Here is a 17,696-nt window from a genome sequence, read left to right on the forward strand (position 1 = left end):
GGTCAGCGATCGACCGGCTCGTACTCGAACCAGTCGAAGTGGACGGTGCCGCCGCCGGCGAACATGCCGATCACCCGGCCGGTGAAGCCGCCGGCGACCTCCGTGGAGAGGTACTTCCCGTCCAGTGAGGCCAGTTCGACGAAGGTGCCGTCCGGCTCCTCGATGCCGAACGTGACGGTGTCCGGGCCGGTGCGGGCATCGTGCACGGCGTGCACCGCGGCCACCTCGACGCGGAGGACCACGGGACCGGGGGGTGTCGACCGGGATGCCACCACGGTGTCCGACGGACCGATGCGGGCCCGCACTCGCACCTCACCGGACGAGGCCTCGATGTCGTAGTGATGCTGCTCGTCGAGGCGGACGGCAAGCCCCCCGCAGCCGTCCGCGACGTCGGCCAGGACGCGCACCCGGCACGACATGTGTTGCTGGCGCCGGCCGACGAACGTCACGTCGGTGTCGTCGAGCGATCCGCCGCGGGCACGCAGGGTGAGCCAGCCGGGCTTCTCCTTCGTCGTGCACGCCTCCACCGGCCGGTGTCGCAACGAGACCCAGAACGGGGCGAGTTCACTCAGCTCGAAGTCGTCCCGGTCCGGCACCGCAGGCTGCGGCACCAACGGCCAGGGGGGTGCGGGCATCGAGGTCGACAGTTCGCCGACGACCGGCCAGCCGTCCACCCAGTCGACCGGCACCAGATACGTCTCCCGGCCCAGTACATGCCACCCCGGGGTGCCACCACCCGGCCGCACGCCGAGCAGCACCATCCACCACGAGCCGTCGGGCGCCTGCACCAGGTCCGCATGACCGGTGTTCTGGATGGGGTGGTCGGTGCCCCGGTGGGTCAGGATCGGGTTGGCCGGGCACGGCTCGAACGGGCCCGTGGGTGTGCGGCCGCGGGCGATCGAGACGCTGTGGCAGCGCTCGGTGCCGCCTTCGGCGATGAGCAGGTACCAGTAGTCGCCGATCCGGTAGAGGTGCGGTGCTTCCGGGGCCTTGGCGCCGGGGCTGCCGGACCAGAGCCGGCGCTGCGGCCCGAACGTCTCCCCGGTGTGGGGATCGATGCGGATCTGCCCGACTCCGGCGGTGGTGCACCAGCAGTTTCCGTCCTCGTCCCAAGCGAGGTCCGGGTCGATGCCGTGCACTCCGGGCAGCCGGACGGGATCGGACCAGGGGCCGGCCGGGTCGGTGGCCGTGAACAGCAGATTGCCGTCGGCGCTCACGTTCGTGACGATCAGCCAGAAGCGGCCGTCGTGGTGGCGGAGCGTGGGGGCGTAGATGCCGCCCGAGGACGGGGTGTCGAGCGGCAGGCGCAGCTGACTCGGCCGGTCGAGGGCGTTCCCGATCTGCGTCCAGTGCACCAGGTCCCGACTGTGGAAGATCGGTACTCCCGGGAAGTACTCGAAGCTGGAGCAGGCCAGGTAGTAGTCCTCCCCGACCCGGCAGACGGACGGATCGGAATGGAAGCCCGGAATCACCGGGTTGTCGATGGTCTCGGCCTTCTCGGGCTTGCTCGACACGCTCATCGAGTCCTTTCACTGGTGTGACCCGCCGGGAACACCGGCGGTGCCGGTCCGGTCGGTTCAGCGGCGGAGCTGGACGATCACGATCGAGTAGGCGTGGCGCGCTGCGTCCTGTCAATTTCTCCGCCGCGTACCGAAAGTTTCCGTCGCCGAGAGAATCGCCGATCTCACCGCCGGGACTCTCCCGATGCCGCGCCGGACGGTCGCGAGACGCGGCTCAGGCGTCCCGGTACAGGTCCCGGGTCTCGGGCAGTTGCCGGAAGCCGGCCGACCTGTAGGTGGCGACGGCGCCCACGTTCGCGCTCGGGGTGCAGACGATCGCGCTCGACGAGCCGAGTTCTCGGAGTGCGGCCGCCGCGGCGACGGTGATCGCCTTGCCGTGGCCGTGACCGCGATGTTCCCGGTGCACGCCCATCGGCTCGAGCAGGCCGGGCTTGCCCGGCCCGGCCGACCACACCGTCACTGCCGCCACCGCGTTGCCCCGGGCGTCGTACCCGACCAGACACCGGGCGTCGGCGTACGGCGATCCGGCCGCCATCGCGTGCCAGTGCGCTTCCGTGAACGTCGACCTGTCGAACGCCGCCCGCTGTACGGCGGCCCGCGCATGTGCCTGCTCCGGCCCGGTCACCTCGATCCGTATGCCTGGATCCTTCACGGGCCGCGCGAGGTCGCGGCGCAGCGGCGTCCACGGTTCGCCGGCGTTCCAGCCGCGCTCGGGCAGCAGATCCTGGAGCAGAGCGTCCAGCGGCGCCTCGACGGACACCTTGCCCGCCGGCAGGACGCCGCGCTCGGGCCCGGTCAGGTCCTCGAGCAGCTGCTGCGCCAGCTCCTCGTCCCGCCGAGCGTCCGGGGCGATCGTCAGCCGCAACAGCCGGGGCTCGTCCAGCAGCCCGACGGCGAGAATCCGTCCGTCCCGGCTCCAGGTCCGGACCGCCGCGGCCGTCGCCTCCGCACCGAACCGCCCGAACCAGCCCAGGTCCCCCGGATGCAGTTGCGTCGGCGCCCCGTCGTACTGCCACTCCCGCAGCACGCCCACGGCCTCGCTCAGCCCGTCGACTTCCGGCTTGCCCAGCACCATCGCCATACCCCGATGACACACCACCGCGCCGACCGCCCGCACCCGAATTCCGGTGGGCGGGGGTGCGGCGCGGGCGGGGGTTCAGAGATTCAGGGGTTCGAGGATTCGGGGGTTCGGGGGCTTCAGGGGCGGGGCCGGGTGGCGGTGTCGAGGTAGAAGGCGTCGATGCTCTGGACGGCCTGCTCGAACTCGTCCAGGTTGACGGGCTTGGTCACGTAGGCGTTGGCGTGGCTGCTGTATGCGTCGGTCACGTCACCGGGGGCGGTGGACGTGGTGAGGACGACGACGGGGATGGTCTGAAGGTCTTCGTCGCTCTTGAGTACCTTCAGCAGCTCGCGGCCGTTCATGCGCGGCATGTTCAGGTCGAGGACGATGAGGTCGGGGCGCGGGTTGCCCGGGGTACGCAGGTGTTCCAGAGCGGCGACTCCGTCGGTGACCTGGACCAGGTTGCGCGCTCCACGCTCGGAGAGGGCTTCCTCGATGAGCATCGCGTCGGCGACGTCGTCCTCGACGAGCAGGACGTCGAACGGGCGGGCGGGGGTGGTCATCATCGGATGCTCCGTGGGTGTCTCGTCAGAGTGGTGATAGAGCCCCGGCCAGCGGCGCCGGGCGCCTTGGCGGGTCAGGCCGCAGGCGGCGCCGAGCTGCGGGTAGCCCGCTCCCGCGCGGGCGGCAGCCACGGCTGCTTCCCGCTGGAGCCGTTCGGCGGCCTGTTGGAGCTGGTCCAGCAGGTGGAGCAGGGCCAGGGCCTGTGCCGGGTCGTCCGGTGCCGGGTCCGGGGGGCTTTCCAGCAGCCGGTGGGCGAGGCGCTGGGCAAGGTTGCCGACCACGGCGTCCGCGATGACGGCCGTCTCCTGCGGACTGGTCCGCAGATCGAAGTTCTTGCCTGGCATACCTGGCACTCTATGGTCCGGGAGGAGCTCGCGACAACAAGCGTTGTCGCCGTCTAGAGTGTGCCGACCGTTGCCTTCGGGCAAGTGTTCGCAGCGAGGAGTCCACAGAATGACCGGCAGCGAGAGACCACCGCGTACGCGGTGGCTTTCCACGTGGACGACCCGGCGGTGGCTTCGCGTGGGGGCGGCCGCGTCCCTGGCGGTTCTGGCTCTTCTCGGGATCACGGGAGCATGGGTCCTGGCGCGGACCGAGTCGATCAGCAGGGACCTCGTGGACGTGCGGTCTCCCGCGCTGACCACGGCGATCCGGCTGGAGTCGGCTCTTCTCGACCAGGAGACCGGGATCCGCGGCTACGGGATCACCGGCACGGCGGAGTTCATCGCTCCTTACCAGGAGGGCCTCACCGAGCAGAAGACGAGCATCGCGCAACTCACCGAGCTGCTCGCCGGCGACCGGGCCGGCCTGGCCGACCTGAAGACCGTGCAGGACACGTTGGCCACGTGGCAGGAGAGGATCGCGCGGCCGATCGCCGCCGCACCGGCCGGATCGCCCTCACCGCTGGCCGCCGAACGGGCCGCGGAGGGCAAGAAGGCCTTCGACGAGGTACGTGCCGCCCTGAGCGCACAGCAGGAACGGCTCCGCGCGGAGCGCGTCCGGGCGAGGGACGACCTGATGTCCACGCTGGCCCTGCGCAACGTCGTGTTCGGCGCCGCCGCCGTGCTCGTCGTCGTCCTCACCGCTTTCGTCTTCGAAGGACTGCGCCGCGGCATCACCCGGCCGCTGGACCAGCTCGGCGCGGACGCCCGCACCATCGCCGACGGCGACTTCGCCCACCCCATCACCCCGACCGGCCCCGCCGACCTGCGGCGCCTCAGCGGTGAGATCGAGTTCATGCGCCGCCGTCTCGTACGGGAACTCGCCTTCAGCGAAGAGGCGCGTCAGCGTCTCGACGCGCAGGCCGCGGACCTTCAGCGCTCCAACGCGGAGTTGGAGCAGTTCGCGTATGTCGCCTCCCACGACCTCCAGGAGCCGCTGCGCAAGGTCTCCAGCTTCACGCAGCTCCTCCAGCGGCGCTACGGAGGGCAACTCGACACCCGGGCCGACCAGTACATCGACTTCGCGGTCGACGGCGCGAACCGCATGCAGGTCCTCATCAACGACCTGCTCGACTTCTCCCGGGTCGGGCGGATGCACAACACCCACCAGAGCGTCGACCTGGACACGGTGCTGGAGCGCACCCTGTCCGCGCTGAGCGTCGGCATCGAGGAGGCCGGAGCGACGGTCACCCACGATCCGCTGCCGACCCTGGTCGCCGACCCCACCCAGATGGGCATGCTCTGGCAGAACCTGATCGGCAACGCCGTCAAGTTCCGCCGCCCCGGCGAAGCGCCGCATATCCATGTCACGGCGGCCCGGGACGACGAACTGTGGCGGTTCACCGTCACCGACAACGGCATCGGCATCGCTCCGGAATACGCCGACAAGGTCTTCGTGATCTTCCAACGGCTGCACACCAAGGACGCCTACTCCGGCAGCGGCATCGGCCTCGCGATGTGCAAGAAGATCGTCGAATTCCACGGCGGCACCATCAGCGTCGACACCGCCTACCAGGACGGCACCCGCATCGCCTTCACCCTGGCACCCGAGCCGCCGGCGAACCCCGGCCCGTCCACCCTGCCGGAGGCCGACCGCGCCGGCACCGAGCAGACACGATGACGACAGCGATGACAACCGGTCCCGAAGCGGCACCCGACGAGCCGATGTACCGCATCCTTCTGATCGAGGACGACAAGGGCGACGCCCTGCTCGTCGAGGAGCTCCTGTACGACACGGGGCTGCGGTTCGAGCTGGCGACCCGCACCACCCTGGCGGAGGCCCGCACCGAACTGGCCGGCGCCCCGATCGACTGCGTCCTCCTCGACCTGCACCTCCCCGACGTGTCGGGCATCGACGCGGTCGCCGCCGTGCGAGCCCTGGCCCCGCACACCGCCGTCATCGTCCTGACCGGGCTGTCCGAGGCCCAGGCGGGCACCGACGCCATGGCCGCCGGAGCCCAGGACTACCTCGTCAAGGGCAAGGTCGAAGCGGACCTGCTGCACCGGACGGTGCGCTACGCCGTCTACCGCAGCCAGACCGAGCGCGCGAGCGCCGAAGCCCAGGCCACCCGGCTGCGGGCGGAGGAGAACGCCCGCCTCGAACGCGGCCTGCTGCCCCAGCCGATGCTCGACACCTCCACCGTGCGGGTGACCTCCCGCTACCTGCCCGGCGCCGCGATGGCCCTGCTCGGCGGGGACTTCCTCGACGTGGTGGAGGGAGACGACGGACTGCTGCACGCCGTCGTCGGTGACGTCAGCGGACACGGCCCCGACGCCGCCGCGCTCGGTGTCTGCCTGCGCATCGCCTGGCGTTCCCTCGTGCTCGGCGGACACCACGGCGAGGACCTGCTGCATCTGATGGAACGCATCCTGATCGCCGAACGCGGCAACCAGCAGCTGTTCGCCACCTGCACCCTCCTCACCCTCGACCAGGACACCGAGACCGCCACGCTCCACCTGGCCGGCCATCACGAGCCCCTCCTCACCACGACCGAGGGAACCCGGGAGCTGACCGCCGCGCACGGCATCGCCCTGGGCATCGTTCCCGGGCTGCGCAGCTGGCCCTCCACCGTCATCCCGCTCCCGGCCACGGGGGCCCTGACCCTCTACACCGACGGCCTCACCGAGGGGCACAACGGGGCGACGAACGAACGGCTCGGCGTCGAGGGACTGCTCACGCTGATCGGAACCCTGCCGTCGGCAGACCCGGCCGCTCATGTCGACCTCCTCATCAAGGAGACCCACGAGCTGAACGCCGGACGCCACTCCGACGACCTCGCCGTGCTCCGCCTCGACTGGGGCGTCCGCCCCGCCCGCTCCTGAGACCTTCCTGAGCGGCGGCGCCGAGGGAACTCAGCGGACCCGGTCGTAGACGAGGGCCAAGGTGCCGTGCTCGCCCGCGGTCTGGCTGACGAGCGTCCACCGGTTCGCGGGCAGGCCGTCGTCGAAGAGACGTGGCCCGCCGCCGAGGAAGACCGGAAAGACCGTGAGCGCCAGGCGGTCGACCTCGTCGGCCGCCAGCAGCGCCTTGACCACGCTCGCGCTGGAGAGCACGAGAATGTCGCCGCCCTCGGTGGCCCTGAGGTCCGCCACGACCTCGGCGGCCGGCTTGTCGACGAGCGTCGTGCGCTCCCACGGCGCCTTGTGGAGGGTGGAGGAGAGGACCACCTTGTCGGCGTCGACGAGCCACTTCGCGAAGCCCTCGTCGCGCGGGTCGGCACCCTCCATACCGATGACGGTGGGCCAGAAACCGAGGAATCCCTCGGCGTTGACCCGCCCGAGCAGGGCCGTCGTGGCCGGCTCCCAGAGGCTGGTCAGGTGGTCGCGGGCGACGTCGGTCACGGCGTACGGCATCACCCAGCCCATGTCCACGGGGTTGTCCGGTGCGGCGTAGCGACCGTCGAGGGAGAGGGCCATGTTGGTGACAACTCGACGGCCGGCGATCTGCTCTGTCATTTCGCGCTCCTTGGGTCGGTGCGGCCTGTGCCGTCTGCACTGTCGGTGTCTGTGCCGCTGGTGTCTGTGCCGCTGGTGTCTGTGCCGCTGGTGTCTGTGCCGTTGGTGTCGGTGTCGCTGTCGTGCGGGTCCGCAGCGAGGGTCGCCGCGAGCTTGTCGAGGCTCTGGCCGAAGCCGATCTCGATGCCCGCGACGAAGTCCGCGGACTCCACGGTGCTGTCGGTCATTCGCCAGTGGACGTCGAGGTCCGTGCCCGCGCCCGTGGGCCGCAGGTCCAACTCGACGTGAGCGGTGAAAGCGAGGCGGCCGTCGGGAAGCAGCGGGGAGAGCCGGTAGGCGAGGCGCTCACCAGGCCTTACGTCGACGACGACGCCCTGCGCGCGCCCGGCGACCGGGTCGGAGTCGCCGGTGTCCTCGGCATCGCGGTACTCCTGGACGATCCGCCCACCGGGCCGTGCCTCGAAGAGGAGTTCCGAGACCCGGAGGTCTTCGGGGGTCCACCAGCGCGCGAGCAGGGCGGCCTCGGTCAGGTGGCGCCAGACGAGCTCGGGGCATTCGGTGAGTGACCGGTGGAACGTGAAGGAGCGGTCGTCGGCCCACCCCGGCTCCTGCGCGGCGAGCCGCTCCGCGTGGACGCTGAGCCCGTAGCGGTCGTACGTCGTGTGCGGGCCGCTGACCTGGTCCGCGGCATCGGCGAGTCGGCTCAGCGCGGCCGCCAGCTCGCGGAGGGGCCCGGGCCGGAGCGCGTAGATCCGCCGCTGCCCGGTGCGCTGGGAGGTGACGACGCCGGCCCGCTCAAGGGTCTGGAGGTGCTTGGTCGTCTGCGGTTGGCGTGCGTCGGCGAGCTGCGCGAGAACGCCCACCGGGCGGGGCCGCTCGGCCAGCAGGCTCACGAGCCGCCGACGGACCGGGTCGGCCAGTGCGGCGAGGAGTGCGTCCATGGCGTCCATGACCACGAGTATTCCTGACGGCGAATATTCGTGTCAAGGAATATGTTCGGTGGAGAGCCGTCACAGCGCTCCGTACGGAACCGGTGTCGCCCTCACCACCGCCCCGGACAGCAGCACAACGGGTCGCGGCGGCACAGCTGCGCGTCCCGCCGCGACCCGCGACCCGAGCGGGGCGCGGGAGAGCGGGAGCGTTCAGCTCGGGGAGGACGGGGTGAGCACCACGAAGTCGGCGTCGGAGCGGTCGAGGCAGACGGCGAGCCGGCCGACGCCCTCCGCGTCCACCGGTCCCATCTGCACCTTGCCGCCGCCCCCGGTGACCGCGGCAACGGCGGCGTCACAGTCGGCGACGGCGAACACCGGGTGCCAGTACGCCTGCCCACCCGCCAGGGCGAGGTCCTCCTCGCGGACCTGCATCAGGCCGCCCTGCATACGTTCCTCGGGAAGCCCGGCCGGCGTGATGAGGGTGTACGTGCCTCCGCCGCCCGGCATTTCCGTGTCGCTGAACTGCCAGCCGAAGACCGCGCCGTAGAACTCCTTGGCGGCCGCGGAGTCGCTCGTGTACAGCTCCGTCCAGGAGAGCGATCCCGGCACGTCCGCCAGCTCGAAGCCCGCGTTCTTCCCTGGCTGCCAGACCGCGAACTGGCCGCCCGACGGATCGGTGTACTGCGCCATCCGCCCCCACTCACCGAGATCTCTCGGGGGCACCCGGACCGTACCGCCCGCGCCCTCCACCGCCTGGGTGGTGGCATCCGCGTCGGTGACGCAGTAGTAGATCATCCAGGCCGAGCGAGCGCCCTCCTCGGACAGCTTGCCCAGACCGGCGACGGTCTTGCCGTCCTTCTGGAACATCCCGCCTTCCATGTCCCCGCCCTCGCCCTCTCCCCCGCCGCCGCCCATGGACTCGTAGTCCCAGCCCAGCACCGAGCCGTAGAAGGCCGCGGCGGCGCGGACGTCGGGCGCCCCGAGGTCGAGCCAGCAGGGGGAGCCGGGAGTGAGGTCGGTCGTGATCACGGCTGTTCCCTTCGCAGGTCCTGTGTCATTTCAGCCTGACACCGGCCACCGACAAACGCGCGTCGGCCGTGTCCGGGGGCTCCCGACCACCCGCACGAGCGTTCCGGGCACGCGGACACAGCCGGCGGTCGACAGGACGCGCCTGCGGTCCACCGCACCTGCCGCAGGGGTGTCGGACCATGCGCCTAGGCTGACCTCCAGACAAGTGATCAAGGAGCGGCGAAGTGCGGATAGAGCGTCACCAGGTGGGCGGGGCAGTGGTTTCGGCGGCGCGCGAGGACTTCGCGAACCGGATCGGAGGACAGGTCCGGTCGATGTCGAAGGCCGGCCGGATGGCCACGTACGAGTGGACGTCGATCGCCGAGGAGTTTCTCGACTACCTGGGTGCCCTCTCTGTCGAAACACCTGACCTCGACACCCCGGAGGCGAAGGCGGCGCTCAAGGACGCGACCGAGGCCGCGGCCGGCGCGGTGGCATTCGCCGCGTACTTCCCGCACTGCTCCTTCCACATCATGCTCGACTACGTGAACTTCGGCATGGGGTACGACGCCGAAGACGAGGAGGCGGCCGAGGAGAGCGTCACCCCGGGCGAATGGATCGACGCGTTCTGTCTCGCCGTCCTCTCGGACAAGGCCAAGTGGCACGGGGAGGCCTTCCACTTCGCCCGCCAGAAGTTCGGCGCAGGCACGGACGGAACGCCCGCCGTCGAGCTCGTCAAGGGCTTCATGGCACAGGTACTCGACGACACGGGAGACGACGACGCGGACTACCCCCCGAGCCCCCGGCAGAAGCTCGCCGCCCTCGACGCCGCGCTGGCCCGCATCCGCAGCCGGGAGGAGCAGACGGGCGAAAGCCTCCTCGACCGGCCGCACAGTGTGGCGCTCACGACCCTGCGCGCCCTGGCCGCCGAGGACCGGGCGGGCTTCGACTCCGGACTGACCGCCCTCCTCCTGCCCCACAGCGCCCTGCCCGGCCCCGGCGCCTCGCCCGGCAGTCTCCTCCCGCTGCTGCCGGTCGCCCTGGCCGCGCTCGCGTACCGGACCCTGGGCTGGGCACCGGCGCTCGAGACCGACTACCTTCCACGCGCCCTGGTCACCGGCTTCGAGACCCGAGGCCCGCGTGTCGAAGGCTTCGGCCGTCGTCGGCGCCCGGAGGCGGTCGCCGCGCTGGCCGCCGGGCCGCTGCTGGTAGGCCGGCCGGCCCTCGAAAGGACCCCGGCCCCGGAGAGCGAGGCCCTGTTCGACCAGTACACCCAAGAGGCCCTCACTCCGGTGGACGGGAAGCCCCTGGCCGTATGGCAGCTCGGGAGCGCCCTGCGCTACCAGGAGCTCCTGTTCAAGTGGCGTGCCTCGGACTCCGGCGACGTCACGGACGCCCAGCTCGCGAACCTGCGCCTGGCCTCCCAGCTGGGTGCGGCCCTGTTCCGCATCGCCCTCGCCGAGCCGGGCACCGAGACCCGGGTGACGGTCGACGGCCGTACCCTCGTTTACCCGGCCACCCGTGGCGAGGACGCGAGCGCGGGCAACTGGCAGACCGCCACCGCCTTCGCCCTGATCACCGGCGTACGCGAAGACCTCGCTCCCCTGGTCCTGACCGGCCCCACCTTCACCGCCGAGGACCGCTCCGCGTTCGCGTCGTACCGCGTGGCCCTCCACGACTACCTGAAGGGCGCGGACCCGGAGCCGGCGACGGAACGGGCGCTGCGGGACGTCGCCAAGGCCAGGGACTGGGGCTTCTTCCCGCCGCCGGGGGCCCTCCTGTCGCAGCTCGTGGAGGGTGACGAGGAGAGCTTCAACCTGGCGCTGGCCGACGCTCTCGAAGCCCACCGCGACCACTACCGGGTCGCCGACCGCGCCGACGACCCGGACGCCCGGTTCGACCTCGACGCCCTGGCCCTGGCCTGCCACGCCCGCCGCAGAGGCTGGAACATCCGGGTCGACTCCCCCTACCTGCCCGAGCGGCTGCTCCAGGCGGCCGAGCCCTTCTAGGGCGTGAACCGAACGTGCACGGTCCCTTCCCGCTCGTCTTGTCGGCGAGTGAACGTCGTCGGCCGTTCCGGTCTTTGAAGGAACGAGGCGATGCCGGATCGGCGTGTCGGGTACATACCCCGTGGTCCTGTCGGGTTGACGCTCGCCTGCGGGGCCGGCGCCGTCTCGGCGGCGTCGGACGGCTCCGGGCTGATCGGCGACAGCGGGACGGTGGTGGAGTATGAGGACCTGGTTGCCCGTGGGCGCCGTGCCCCGCCTTGCCGGCGCGGTGCTCCTCGGAGCCGTGGCCGGCGCGGCCGTCGGGCTGCCGACCGACGCGGCACTGGGTGTGCTGGCCGGGATCGCCGCGATGGAACTGTTCTTCGTGCTGGCGGGATGGGCGGTGCTGTGGCCGATGGATGCCGCGACCACTCACCACAATGCGCGACGTGAGGACTTCCGGCCCGTCACCGAGGAACTCGTGGTGGCCTCGGTGGCTCTGTGCGGACTGGTCGCCATCGTGCTGCTTCTCCTGCACGGCGGCGAGTCCGACACGGGCCACGCCGCGACCGCGCTGTGTGGGGTCTTCACGGCCTGGGCCGCGCTGCACCTGATGTACGCCACCCGCTACGCCTACGTGTACTACGAGTCCGCGGGCGGCATCGACTTCAATTCGGACGATCCTCCGGCGTACCGGGACTTCTTCTACTTCAGCTACAACCTCGGCATGACCTATCAGGTGTCCGACACGGATGTCTCGAGTTCCACGATCCGCGCGATCGTGCTGCGGCACTCGCTGATGTCCTACGTCTTCGGCACGAGCATTCTCGCCACGGCCATCAACCTCGTGGTGGGAATCGTGAGTGGTTGACGGTACCGAGCAGGCCACCGTCGTGAGGCATCCCTCGCCGCCGCGGTCAGCGGGCTCGGTGATCCTGGGGTCAAGCCCGACCGGGCCGCACCGTGTGAGACCGGGACGTGTCTTTGTCAGGACACTTCCTTCACGTCTGCCCTTCCCGGTCTCCGTGCCGTCTGGCTCGACTTCGTGCTCTCCTCCTCAGTGGCCCGTGTCGCCGTCGATGGTGCCTGGGCGTCAGCCAGCACGAACACGGGGTCGACACCGTCGGGGAGATCGTCAACCTCCTTCTCCTGCACGGGAATCTGGGCCGGGAGGGAGCCGGACCGTCACCGGTGCGAGGACACAGCAATGTCCAGGGCAACCGGACGTGCGGCATCGACCATCGGCCCACTGCGGAGTTCTTGGACCGCCTGGCCGAAGTCTGCAAGATCGACCCGCCTCGCGAGCACGGCATGGACACGGTCGCCGCCATCCAGGCGATGCACCGCGGCGATGTGAAGGTGTTCGTCGGCATGGGCGGCAACTTCGCCCTCGCCGCACCCGACACCGCCTACACCTGCGAGAACCTGCGCACACTCGTCTTCATGAACCAGGACGACATGCGGGAACGCGGCCTGTCCGAACTCGACCCGGTCGACATCACCAGCACCGCCAAGGACGGCAGCCACCGTCACCTCAAGGGCTACCTGGCCATTCCCTACGACATCCCCCGCGGCTGCGCGGCCGGTTCCCGCGTTCGGTCGAATCCCCGCGGGAGCGGCTCGATGGCCGGGCAACGGGCCTCTGTTTGCCGGCGGTCACGGTACCCGGGGCTCCCCGCCCGTAGACCTCGCCCTCGTGTCCGTCCTGCCGGACCCGGCCGCGGACGGCGAGGTCCGATGTGCCGGTCCATCTGCTCGGATCGGCCCGGCGCGGCTGCTTGAGACGACGCAGTCGTCACGAAGGAGCGGTCCCGAACCGACAGTTGGCCCGGACGGACAAGTCTGATGCTCAGGTCTTCGCCCGGCGGACGTCCGGCAAACGCCATGGGATGGCGGCGGTATGACGGGGTGAGGTGAGGGGCGCGGCCCGCTACGGGCGGGGCCGCCTCTCGACGCCCCGCACTCGCGGGCCCGGCGTCAGCGCGATGAGTCGGGCAACGTGGCCAGCAGCTGCTTGTCCGTCACCACAGCCAGCGACAGGGTGCGATAGCCGACCGACTCGAACAGGATGGTGATCTTGCCGTCGCCCTCGCTCATGACCTCTCCCTGGCCCCACCGGTCATGGCGCACGCTGACGCCCGGCAGGTAGGGGTGGTCGTCCGCCGCGGGCGGCGCGACGGTCTCCACCGCCCGGACGGCACCCGCGGAGCCGCCCGCACGCGCACCGGCCCGGGTCCACCGGCGCTGCCGCGTGGCCGCCTTGCAGGGCCGTCCGGCGTCCTCGGACCGCTCGCGCCTCAGCCCGGTCGCAGGCTTGGCCACCGGGCCCGTGCAGTTGCCGCACGCCCCGCACGGGACGGGGACGGACTCGCCGAAGTAGCCGAGGAGGAACCGCCGCCGGCAGTCGGTCGTCTCGGCGTACCCGCGCATCATGTCGACCCGGGACTGTTCGAGCTTGCGGTGTGTGGCGTGGACGGCGAGGGCGCTCTGCACGGCGGCGTCGACGTCGTCATCCGCGGAGGCGCCGTCGGTGCCGGTCGCGCCGGTGAAGCGGCTGCCGTCCCGTCCGGTACGGACGGCCCCGGCCTCCTCCAGCAGGTTCAGCACGGCGGACAGCGCCGTCGAGCCGAGGTCGCAGTCGGCCCGGAGCCGGGTCGCGCCCACGGCGCCCTCCTCGCCGCGCAGCCGCTCGGCGACGCGGCGCAACGCGTCGGCGTCGGGAGCGCCGGCGGCGAAGAAGCGTTGCAGGCCCAGATCCTGCGGGCGGTAGGCGAGGATCGCCCTGGCCGGTGCCCCGTCGCGGCCGGCCCGGCCGATCTCCTGGTAGTAGGCGTCGAGCGAGCCGGGGACGGAGGCGTGCAGCACGAACCGTACGTTCGCCTTGTCGATGCCCATCCCGAACGCCGAGGTCGCCACGACCACATCGAGTTCACCGGAGCTGAAGCGGTCCTGGGTCTGGCCGCGCTCGGCGGCAGGACGCCCCGCGTGGTAGCTCGCGGCGGACAGTCCGAGGTCGCTCAACTGCTCGGCGTAGCTGTCCGCGGCCCGCCGCGTTCCCGCGTACACGATTCCCGGCTTCTCCTCGACGGCCGCCCGCTCCACGACGAACCGCTCCTTGGCGGCTCCGTCCTGAAAGGTCGACACCTCCAGGTGGATGTTGGGACGGTCGAAGCCGGCCACTATCTCCACCGGGTCGTTCATGCCGAGACGTTCGGCGATGTCCCGGCGTACCGGGGCCGCCGCGTTCGCGGTCAGGGCGAGCACCGGCGGGTTGCCGAGCCGCTCGCGCGCGTGACGCAGCCGCAGGTAGTCAGGCCGGAAGTCGTGCCCCCAGGACGACACGCAATGTGCCTCGTCCACCACCAGCAGCCGCGGCCGGACAGCGCCGAGCCGGTCCGCGACGTCCGGCTTGGCGAGCTGCTCGGGAGCGAGAAAGACCACGTCGACCGAGGAGGCGCTGATCCGGGCCCACGCCGTCTCGTTGTCGCTTCTGCGCTGCGCAGAGTTGATGGCGGCGGCGCGCAGCGCGCCGGATCCGAGCAGGCTCTGCATCTGGTCCCGCTGGAGCGCGATCAGCGGCGAGACGACGACGACCGGACCGGCGAGCAAGACCGCAGGCACCTGGTACACGGCGGACTTGCCCGCACCGGTCGGCATGACGGCGAGGACGTCACGCCCCTTCATCACGGCCTTCATCGCGGTGAGTTGGGCCGGACGCAACTGCTGCCAGCCGAAGACCCGACGGGCGATGCCGCGCAGGCGACGGGACGTGAGTGCGAACATGGTTCTCCTTGAAGGGTTGGCGTCCAACCGCCGTGTGTCTGGCGGTTACCCCGGCTCGCCGGGATATCGCCTCACGATTCGGTCGCGAACATCCGGAGCCCCACGGCACGTTCACGGCGCCCGGTATCTGACCGATGACGCGATTCCGACGCGTTCACGTTGCGGGCGCCGTGGCCGTCGCCGGTTGATGATTGCGGGCGTGGCTGCCGGCTGTCGCCCCGGTGGTTCAGGGGGCCGGGTGCCGGTGGCGGCGCAGCAGGTCCGCTGTCGCGCAGCGCGGGCAGTCGGTGTCCGTGTCCGCCGCCCGGGCTTGCGCGGTGCGGCACGACGCGCTGCCTGAGCTGTGCTGCTGGCCCGCCTGCTCGCAGCCCTCGGCCGGGACGGCGACCAGTGTCTCCAGTTGCTGAAGGAGCTGCTCGGTTCTTTTCGGTGACCGGGGCGGAGGCGAGGGCGAGGCCGAGTGCGGTCGCTTCGTCGGGCGATCAGGCGGCTTGCGCCTTCTCCGGGGCATCAGGCTGCGCCTGCCGAACGTGCCGGCGGTGTCGTTCTGCCCAGCGGACAGCGAGCGGTGCCGACAGGCCGGTCAGGGCGAACATGGCTCCGACGACGTACCAGCCGGGTCGGCCCCAGGTGATGCAGAGCGCGATGAGCAGACCTGGCCCGAGTGCCTCGGCCAGTCCGGCGCCCAGGCCGAACACTCCCAGGTACTGGCCGGTGGCATGCTTCGGTGCGAGGGCGAAGGACACCTCGAAGCCGGCAGCGGCGTGCCAGAGTTCGCCGACCGTGTGGATCACCACGGCGAGGATGAGCAGGGTTGCGGCAGCCCATGCCGGTACGCCCGCGGACAGGGAGATCAGTGAGCAGGCGATGAGAAAGGCCACTCCTGCCCGGCGGTAGGCGTTGCCGCCGGCCTCGGGGGAATCGATGTTGCGGCTGGCTCGCACCTGGAATGCGACGACGATGACGGTGCCGGTGAGCATGGTGCCCGAGATGAGCCAGTGCGGAGCCGTGGTGGCACCGACCAGCCAGAGCGGGATGGCCACGGTGAGCACCTTGAACTGGACGGCCATGATGCCGTCGAGGACGGTGAGCAGCAGGTAGGGGCGGTCGCGGAGGGCGATCCAGCGAGGGCCGCCGGCGGCCGGGAGCGGCGTGACCGGCGGGAGCATGATCAGCAGCGCCGCGGACACCACGAAGGCGATCGCGTTGCCGACGGCCATGAGCTGATAGGCCGTGAGGGTGCCCACTTGTACGACCCACCCCGCTCCCAGCGCGCCGAGCGAGATACCGACGTTGGTCACCGCGCGGAGGTAGGCCCGGAACTCCTGTGGCCGGTCCCCTCCGTAGTACCTGATGAGCGGGGAGCGGGCGGCCGTTCCGGCCGCCTTCGCCCCGGCAGCCGCGCCGACGGCCAGCACGAACGGCCAGAAGCTGTCCACCAGCACGAAGCCCGCCGTGGCCAGCGCCTGGACCACAAGTGTGGCCGCGTAGACACCACGTGCTCCATGCCGGTCCGCCAGATGACCGACCGCGACGCCGAGCGCCAGTGCGACAAGACCGGCGATGCCGAGCCCGACCCCCACCTGGCCTGCCGGCAGGTGAACCGCCTCGGTGAAATACAGCACCCCGGCGGTCAGATAGAGGCCGCTGCCGACGGTGTAGACGAAGTTCGAAGCCGCGAGGACGCGCTGCGGTCCGGCATCCGGCATCAAGCGAGGCATGACAGGACTCCACGTCACAGGCAGGCGGTAAGGGTCCACCAAGCTTGTTGCACATTACTTGCAATAGCAAGACTGCGCGCTCGACGAACTCGCGGTCCGTCCGGCCCTCGACGACACGGACTTGGCGGTCGACCCACCGGAAGGGGCCCGCCCGAAGGAGCCGCAACGCGCCGCGGTCGGCGTTGCACCCGGGGACCTGATCGCCCCTGTCGCCGCATAGCCACCACCCTCACCGAAGTGTGGACTGCCGATGTGCAGCGTCAAGCAGATCACACCCATGCGATGCGACCCGGCTACGGCTTGAGCCGCTCAGGCAGCAGTTGTTCATTGCCTCGCGAGGCGGTTGGATCAGGCCGGGTCGATGTTCACGAGAACGAGGCATCCCGGTCCGGAGCCTGCTCGACGGCGCATCGGGACGGTGGCCTCTCAAGGGGGCTGTGATGGCGTGGTCAACGGGGTTGTTCGGGTTCGTCGCCGGGCTCCTGATCTCGGTGGCCACCTCGCCCGCCGGAGTCTCCGGAGCGGTCTTTCTGCTGCCCGTTCAGGTCAGCGTCCTGGGTGTGCCGAGTCCGGCGGTGACACCGACGAACCTGCTGTACAACGTCGTGGCCGGTCCGGGCGCCCTCCTGCGCCACTGGCGAGCCGGACGTCTGGGAGGACCGCTGACCCGCCTGCTCATCGTGGGTACCGTGCCCGGCGTCGTCATCGGCGCGGTGATCCGTGTCTTCGCCGTTCCGGGACCACGGGTCTTCCGCCTCCTCATCGCCGCGCTGCTGCTGCCGCTCGGCCTGTGGCTGTGGCTGCGGACCGTGCGCCCGGCACCAGCCCGCGCCACCCGCCCGCCATCGCCTCGCGCAACGAGGGCGCTCGCCTTGTCCGTCGGCGTCGCCGGAGGCATCTATGGAATCGGGGGCGGCTCTTTGCTCGGCCCGATCCTCGTCGGCCGCGGAACACCGGTCGCCACGGTCGCGCCCGCGGCCCTGGCTTCCACGTTCGCGACGTCCGTCGTCGGCGCGGCCACCTACGCGCTGCTCTCTCTGGCCGCCGCGGGTGACGTCGCTCCCGACTGGCCGCTGGGCCTGTCCTGCGGTGCCGGAGGCCTGGTCGGCGGCTACCTCGGCGCCCACCTCCAACCACTCCTGCCCGAGACCGCACTTCGGCTCCTGCTGGGCATCCTCGCCACAGGCATCGGCACGCTCTACGCCATCCAGATTTTGCGTTGAC

Annotated in this window: 13 protein-coding genes and 1 pseudogene; 6 read left to right on the forward strand and 8 right to left on the reverse strand. The window is 71.0% G+C overall.

Translation table 11 applies throughout. From position 1 onward, the window contains the following. Nucleotides 1–2: 2 nt before the first annotated feature. The 3 genes from OG736_RS05670 to OG736_RS05680 all read right to left on the reverse strand — a co-directional run bounded on the left by OG736_RS05670 (nt 3) and on the right by OG736_RS05680 (nt 3,488). Nucleotides 3–1,520 (reverse strand): glycoside hydrolase family 43 protein, encoded by a 1,518-nt coding sequence (locus OG736_RS05670; RefSeq protein ID WP_327181442.1) that lies wholly within the window; start codon nt 1,518–1,520, stop codon nt 3–5. Nucleotides 1,521–1,734: 214 nt separating this feature from the next. Next, the gene (locus OG736_RS05675) at nt 1,735–2,601 is read right to left on the reverse strand and encodes a GNAT family N-acetyltransferase (RefSeq protein ID WP_327181443.1); all 867 of its coding nucleotides are present in this window, start codon (nt 2,599–2,601) and stop codon (nt 1,735–1,737) included. A gap of 116 nt (nt 2,602–2,717) precedes the next feature. After that, nucleotides 2,718–3,488 (reverse strand): response regulator, encoded by a 771-nt coding sequence (locus tag OG736_RS05680; protein WP_327181444.1) that lies wholly within the window; start codon nt 3,486–3,488, stop codon nt 2,718–2,720. Between the two features lie 109 nt (nt 3,489–3,597). Between OG736_RS05680 and OG736_RS05685 the strand changes: the two genes are divergently transcribed. Together OG736_RS05685 and OG736_RS05690 are read left to right on the forward strand one after the other, a co-directional pair. After that, the gene (locus tag OG736_RS05685; protein ID WP_327181445.1) at nt 3,598–5,205 is read left to right on the forward strand and encodes a sensor histidine kinase; all 1,608 of its coding nucleotides are present in this window, start codon (nt 3,598–3,600) and stop codon (nt 5,203–5,205) included. 8 nt (nt 5,206–5,213) lie between these two features. Next, a complete protein-coding gene (locus OG736_RS05690) occupies nt 5,214–6,407 on the forward strand; it encodes a PP2C family protein-serine/threonine phosphatase (protein ID WP_327181446.1) in 1,194 nt (397 codons plus the stop codon). A gap of 30 nt (nt 6,408–6,437) precedes the next feature. Here OG736_RS05690 and OG736_RS05695 read toward each other — a convergent pair whose 3' ends face one another. From OG736_RS05695 to OG736_RS05705, 3 genes are all read right to left on the reverse strand, one after another. Next, the gene (locus OG736_RS05695; protein ID WP_327181447.1) at nt 6,438–7,040 is read right to left on the reverse strand and encodes a dihydrofolate reductase family protein; all 603 of its coding nucleotides are present in this window, start codon (nt 7,038–7,040) and stop codon (nt 6,438–6,440) included. Continuing rightward, the gene (locus OG736_RS05700) at nt 7,037–7,981 is read right to left on the reverse strand and encodes a metalloregulator ArsR/SmtB family transcription factor (protein ID WP_327187528.1); all 945 of its coding nucleotides are present in this window, start codon (nt 7,979–7,981) and stop codon (nt 7,037–7,039) included. Before OG736_RS05700 ends, OG736_RS05695 begins: the two co-directional genes overlap by 4 nt. A 201-nt stretch (nt 7,982–8,182) precedes the next feature. After that, complete coding sequence (locus OG736_RS05705) at nt 8,183–9,001, reverse strand: VOC family protein (protein WP_327181448.1); 819 nt, start codon at nt 8,999–9,001, stop codon at nt 8,183–8,185. 224 nt (nt 9,002–9,225) lie between these two features. Here OG736_RS05705 and OG736_RS05710 point away from each other — a divergent pair, with 224 nt between their 5' ends. From OG736_RS05710 to OG736_RS05720, 3 genes and pseudogenes are all read left to right on the forward strand, one after another. After that, nucleotides 9,226–10,989 (forward strand): immunity 49 family protein, encoded by a 1,764-nt coding sequence (locus tag OG736_RS05710; protein WP_327181449.1) that lies wholly within the window; start codon nt 9,226–9,228, stop codon nt 10,987–10,989. Nucleotides 10,990–11,209: 220 nt separating this feature from the next. Further along, the gene (locus OG736_RS05715) at nt 11,210–11,839 is read left to right on the forward strand and encodes a DUF1345 domain-containing protein (RefSeq protein WP_327181450.1); all 630 of its coding nucleotides are present in this window, start codon (nt 11,210–11,212) and stop codon (nt 11,837–11,839) included. 209 nt (nt 11,840–12,048) lie between these two features. Further along, nucleotides 12,049–12,399, forward strand: a pseudogene (locus tag OG736_RS05720) (FdhF/YdeP family oxidoreductase); the annotation flags it as partial. A 546-nt stretch (nt 12,400–12,945) separates the two neighbouring features. Here the strand turns inward: OG736_RS05720 and OG736_RS05725 are convergent. After that, complete coding sequence (locus OG736_RS05725; RefSeq protein WP_327181451.1) at nt 12,946–14,751, reverse strand: RecQ family ATP-dependent DNA helicase; 1,806 nt, start codon at nt 14,749–14,751, stop codon at nt 12,946–12,948. A gap of 482 nt (nt 14,752–15,233) precedes the next feature. Continuing rightward, nucleotides 15,234–16,472 (reverse strand): MFS transporter, encoded by a 1,239-nt coding sequence (locus OG736_RS05730; RefSeq protein ID WP_327181452.1) that lies wholly within the window; start codon nt 16,470–16,472, stop codon nt 15,234–15,236. 440 nt (nt 16,473–16,912) lie between these two features. On the opposite strand from OG736_RS05730, the gene OG736_RS05735 reads away from it, so the two are divergent. Continuing rightward, nucleotides 16,913–17,695, forward strand: coding sequence for a sulfite exporter TauE/SafE family protein (locus OG736_RS05735; RefSeq protein ID WP_327181453.1), 783 nt, complete (start codon nt 16,913–16,915; stop codon nt 17,693–17,695). Nucleotide 17,696: the final 1 nt, after the last annotated feature.

The organism is Streptomyces sp. NBC_01334 (assembly GCF_035983595.1).
Taxonomy (GTDB): domain Bacteria; phylum Actinomycetota; class Actinomycetes; order Streptomycetales; family Streptomycetaceae; genus Streptomyces; species Streptomyces coriariae.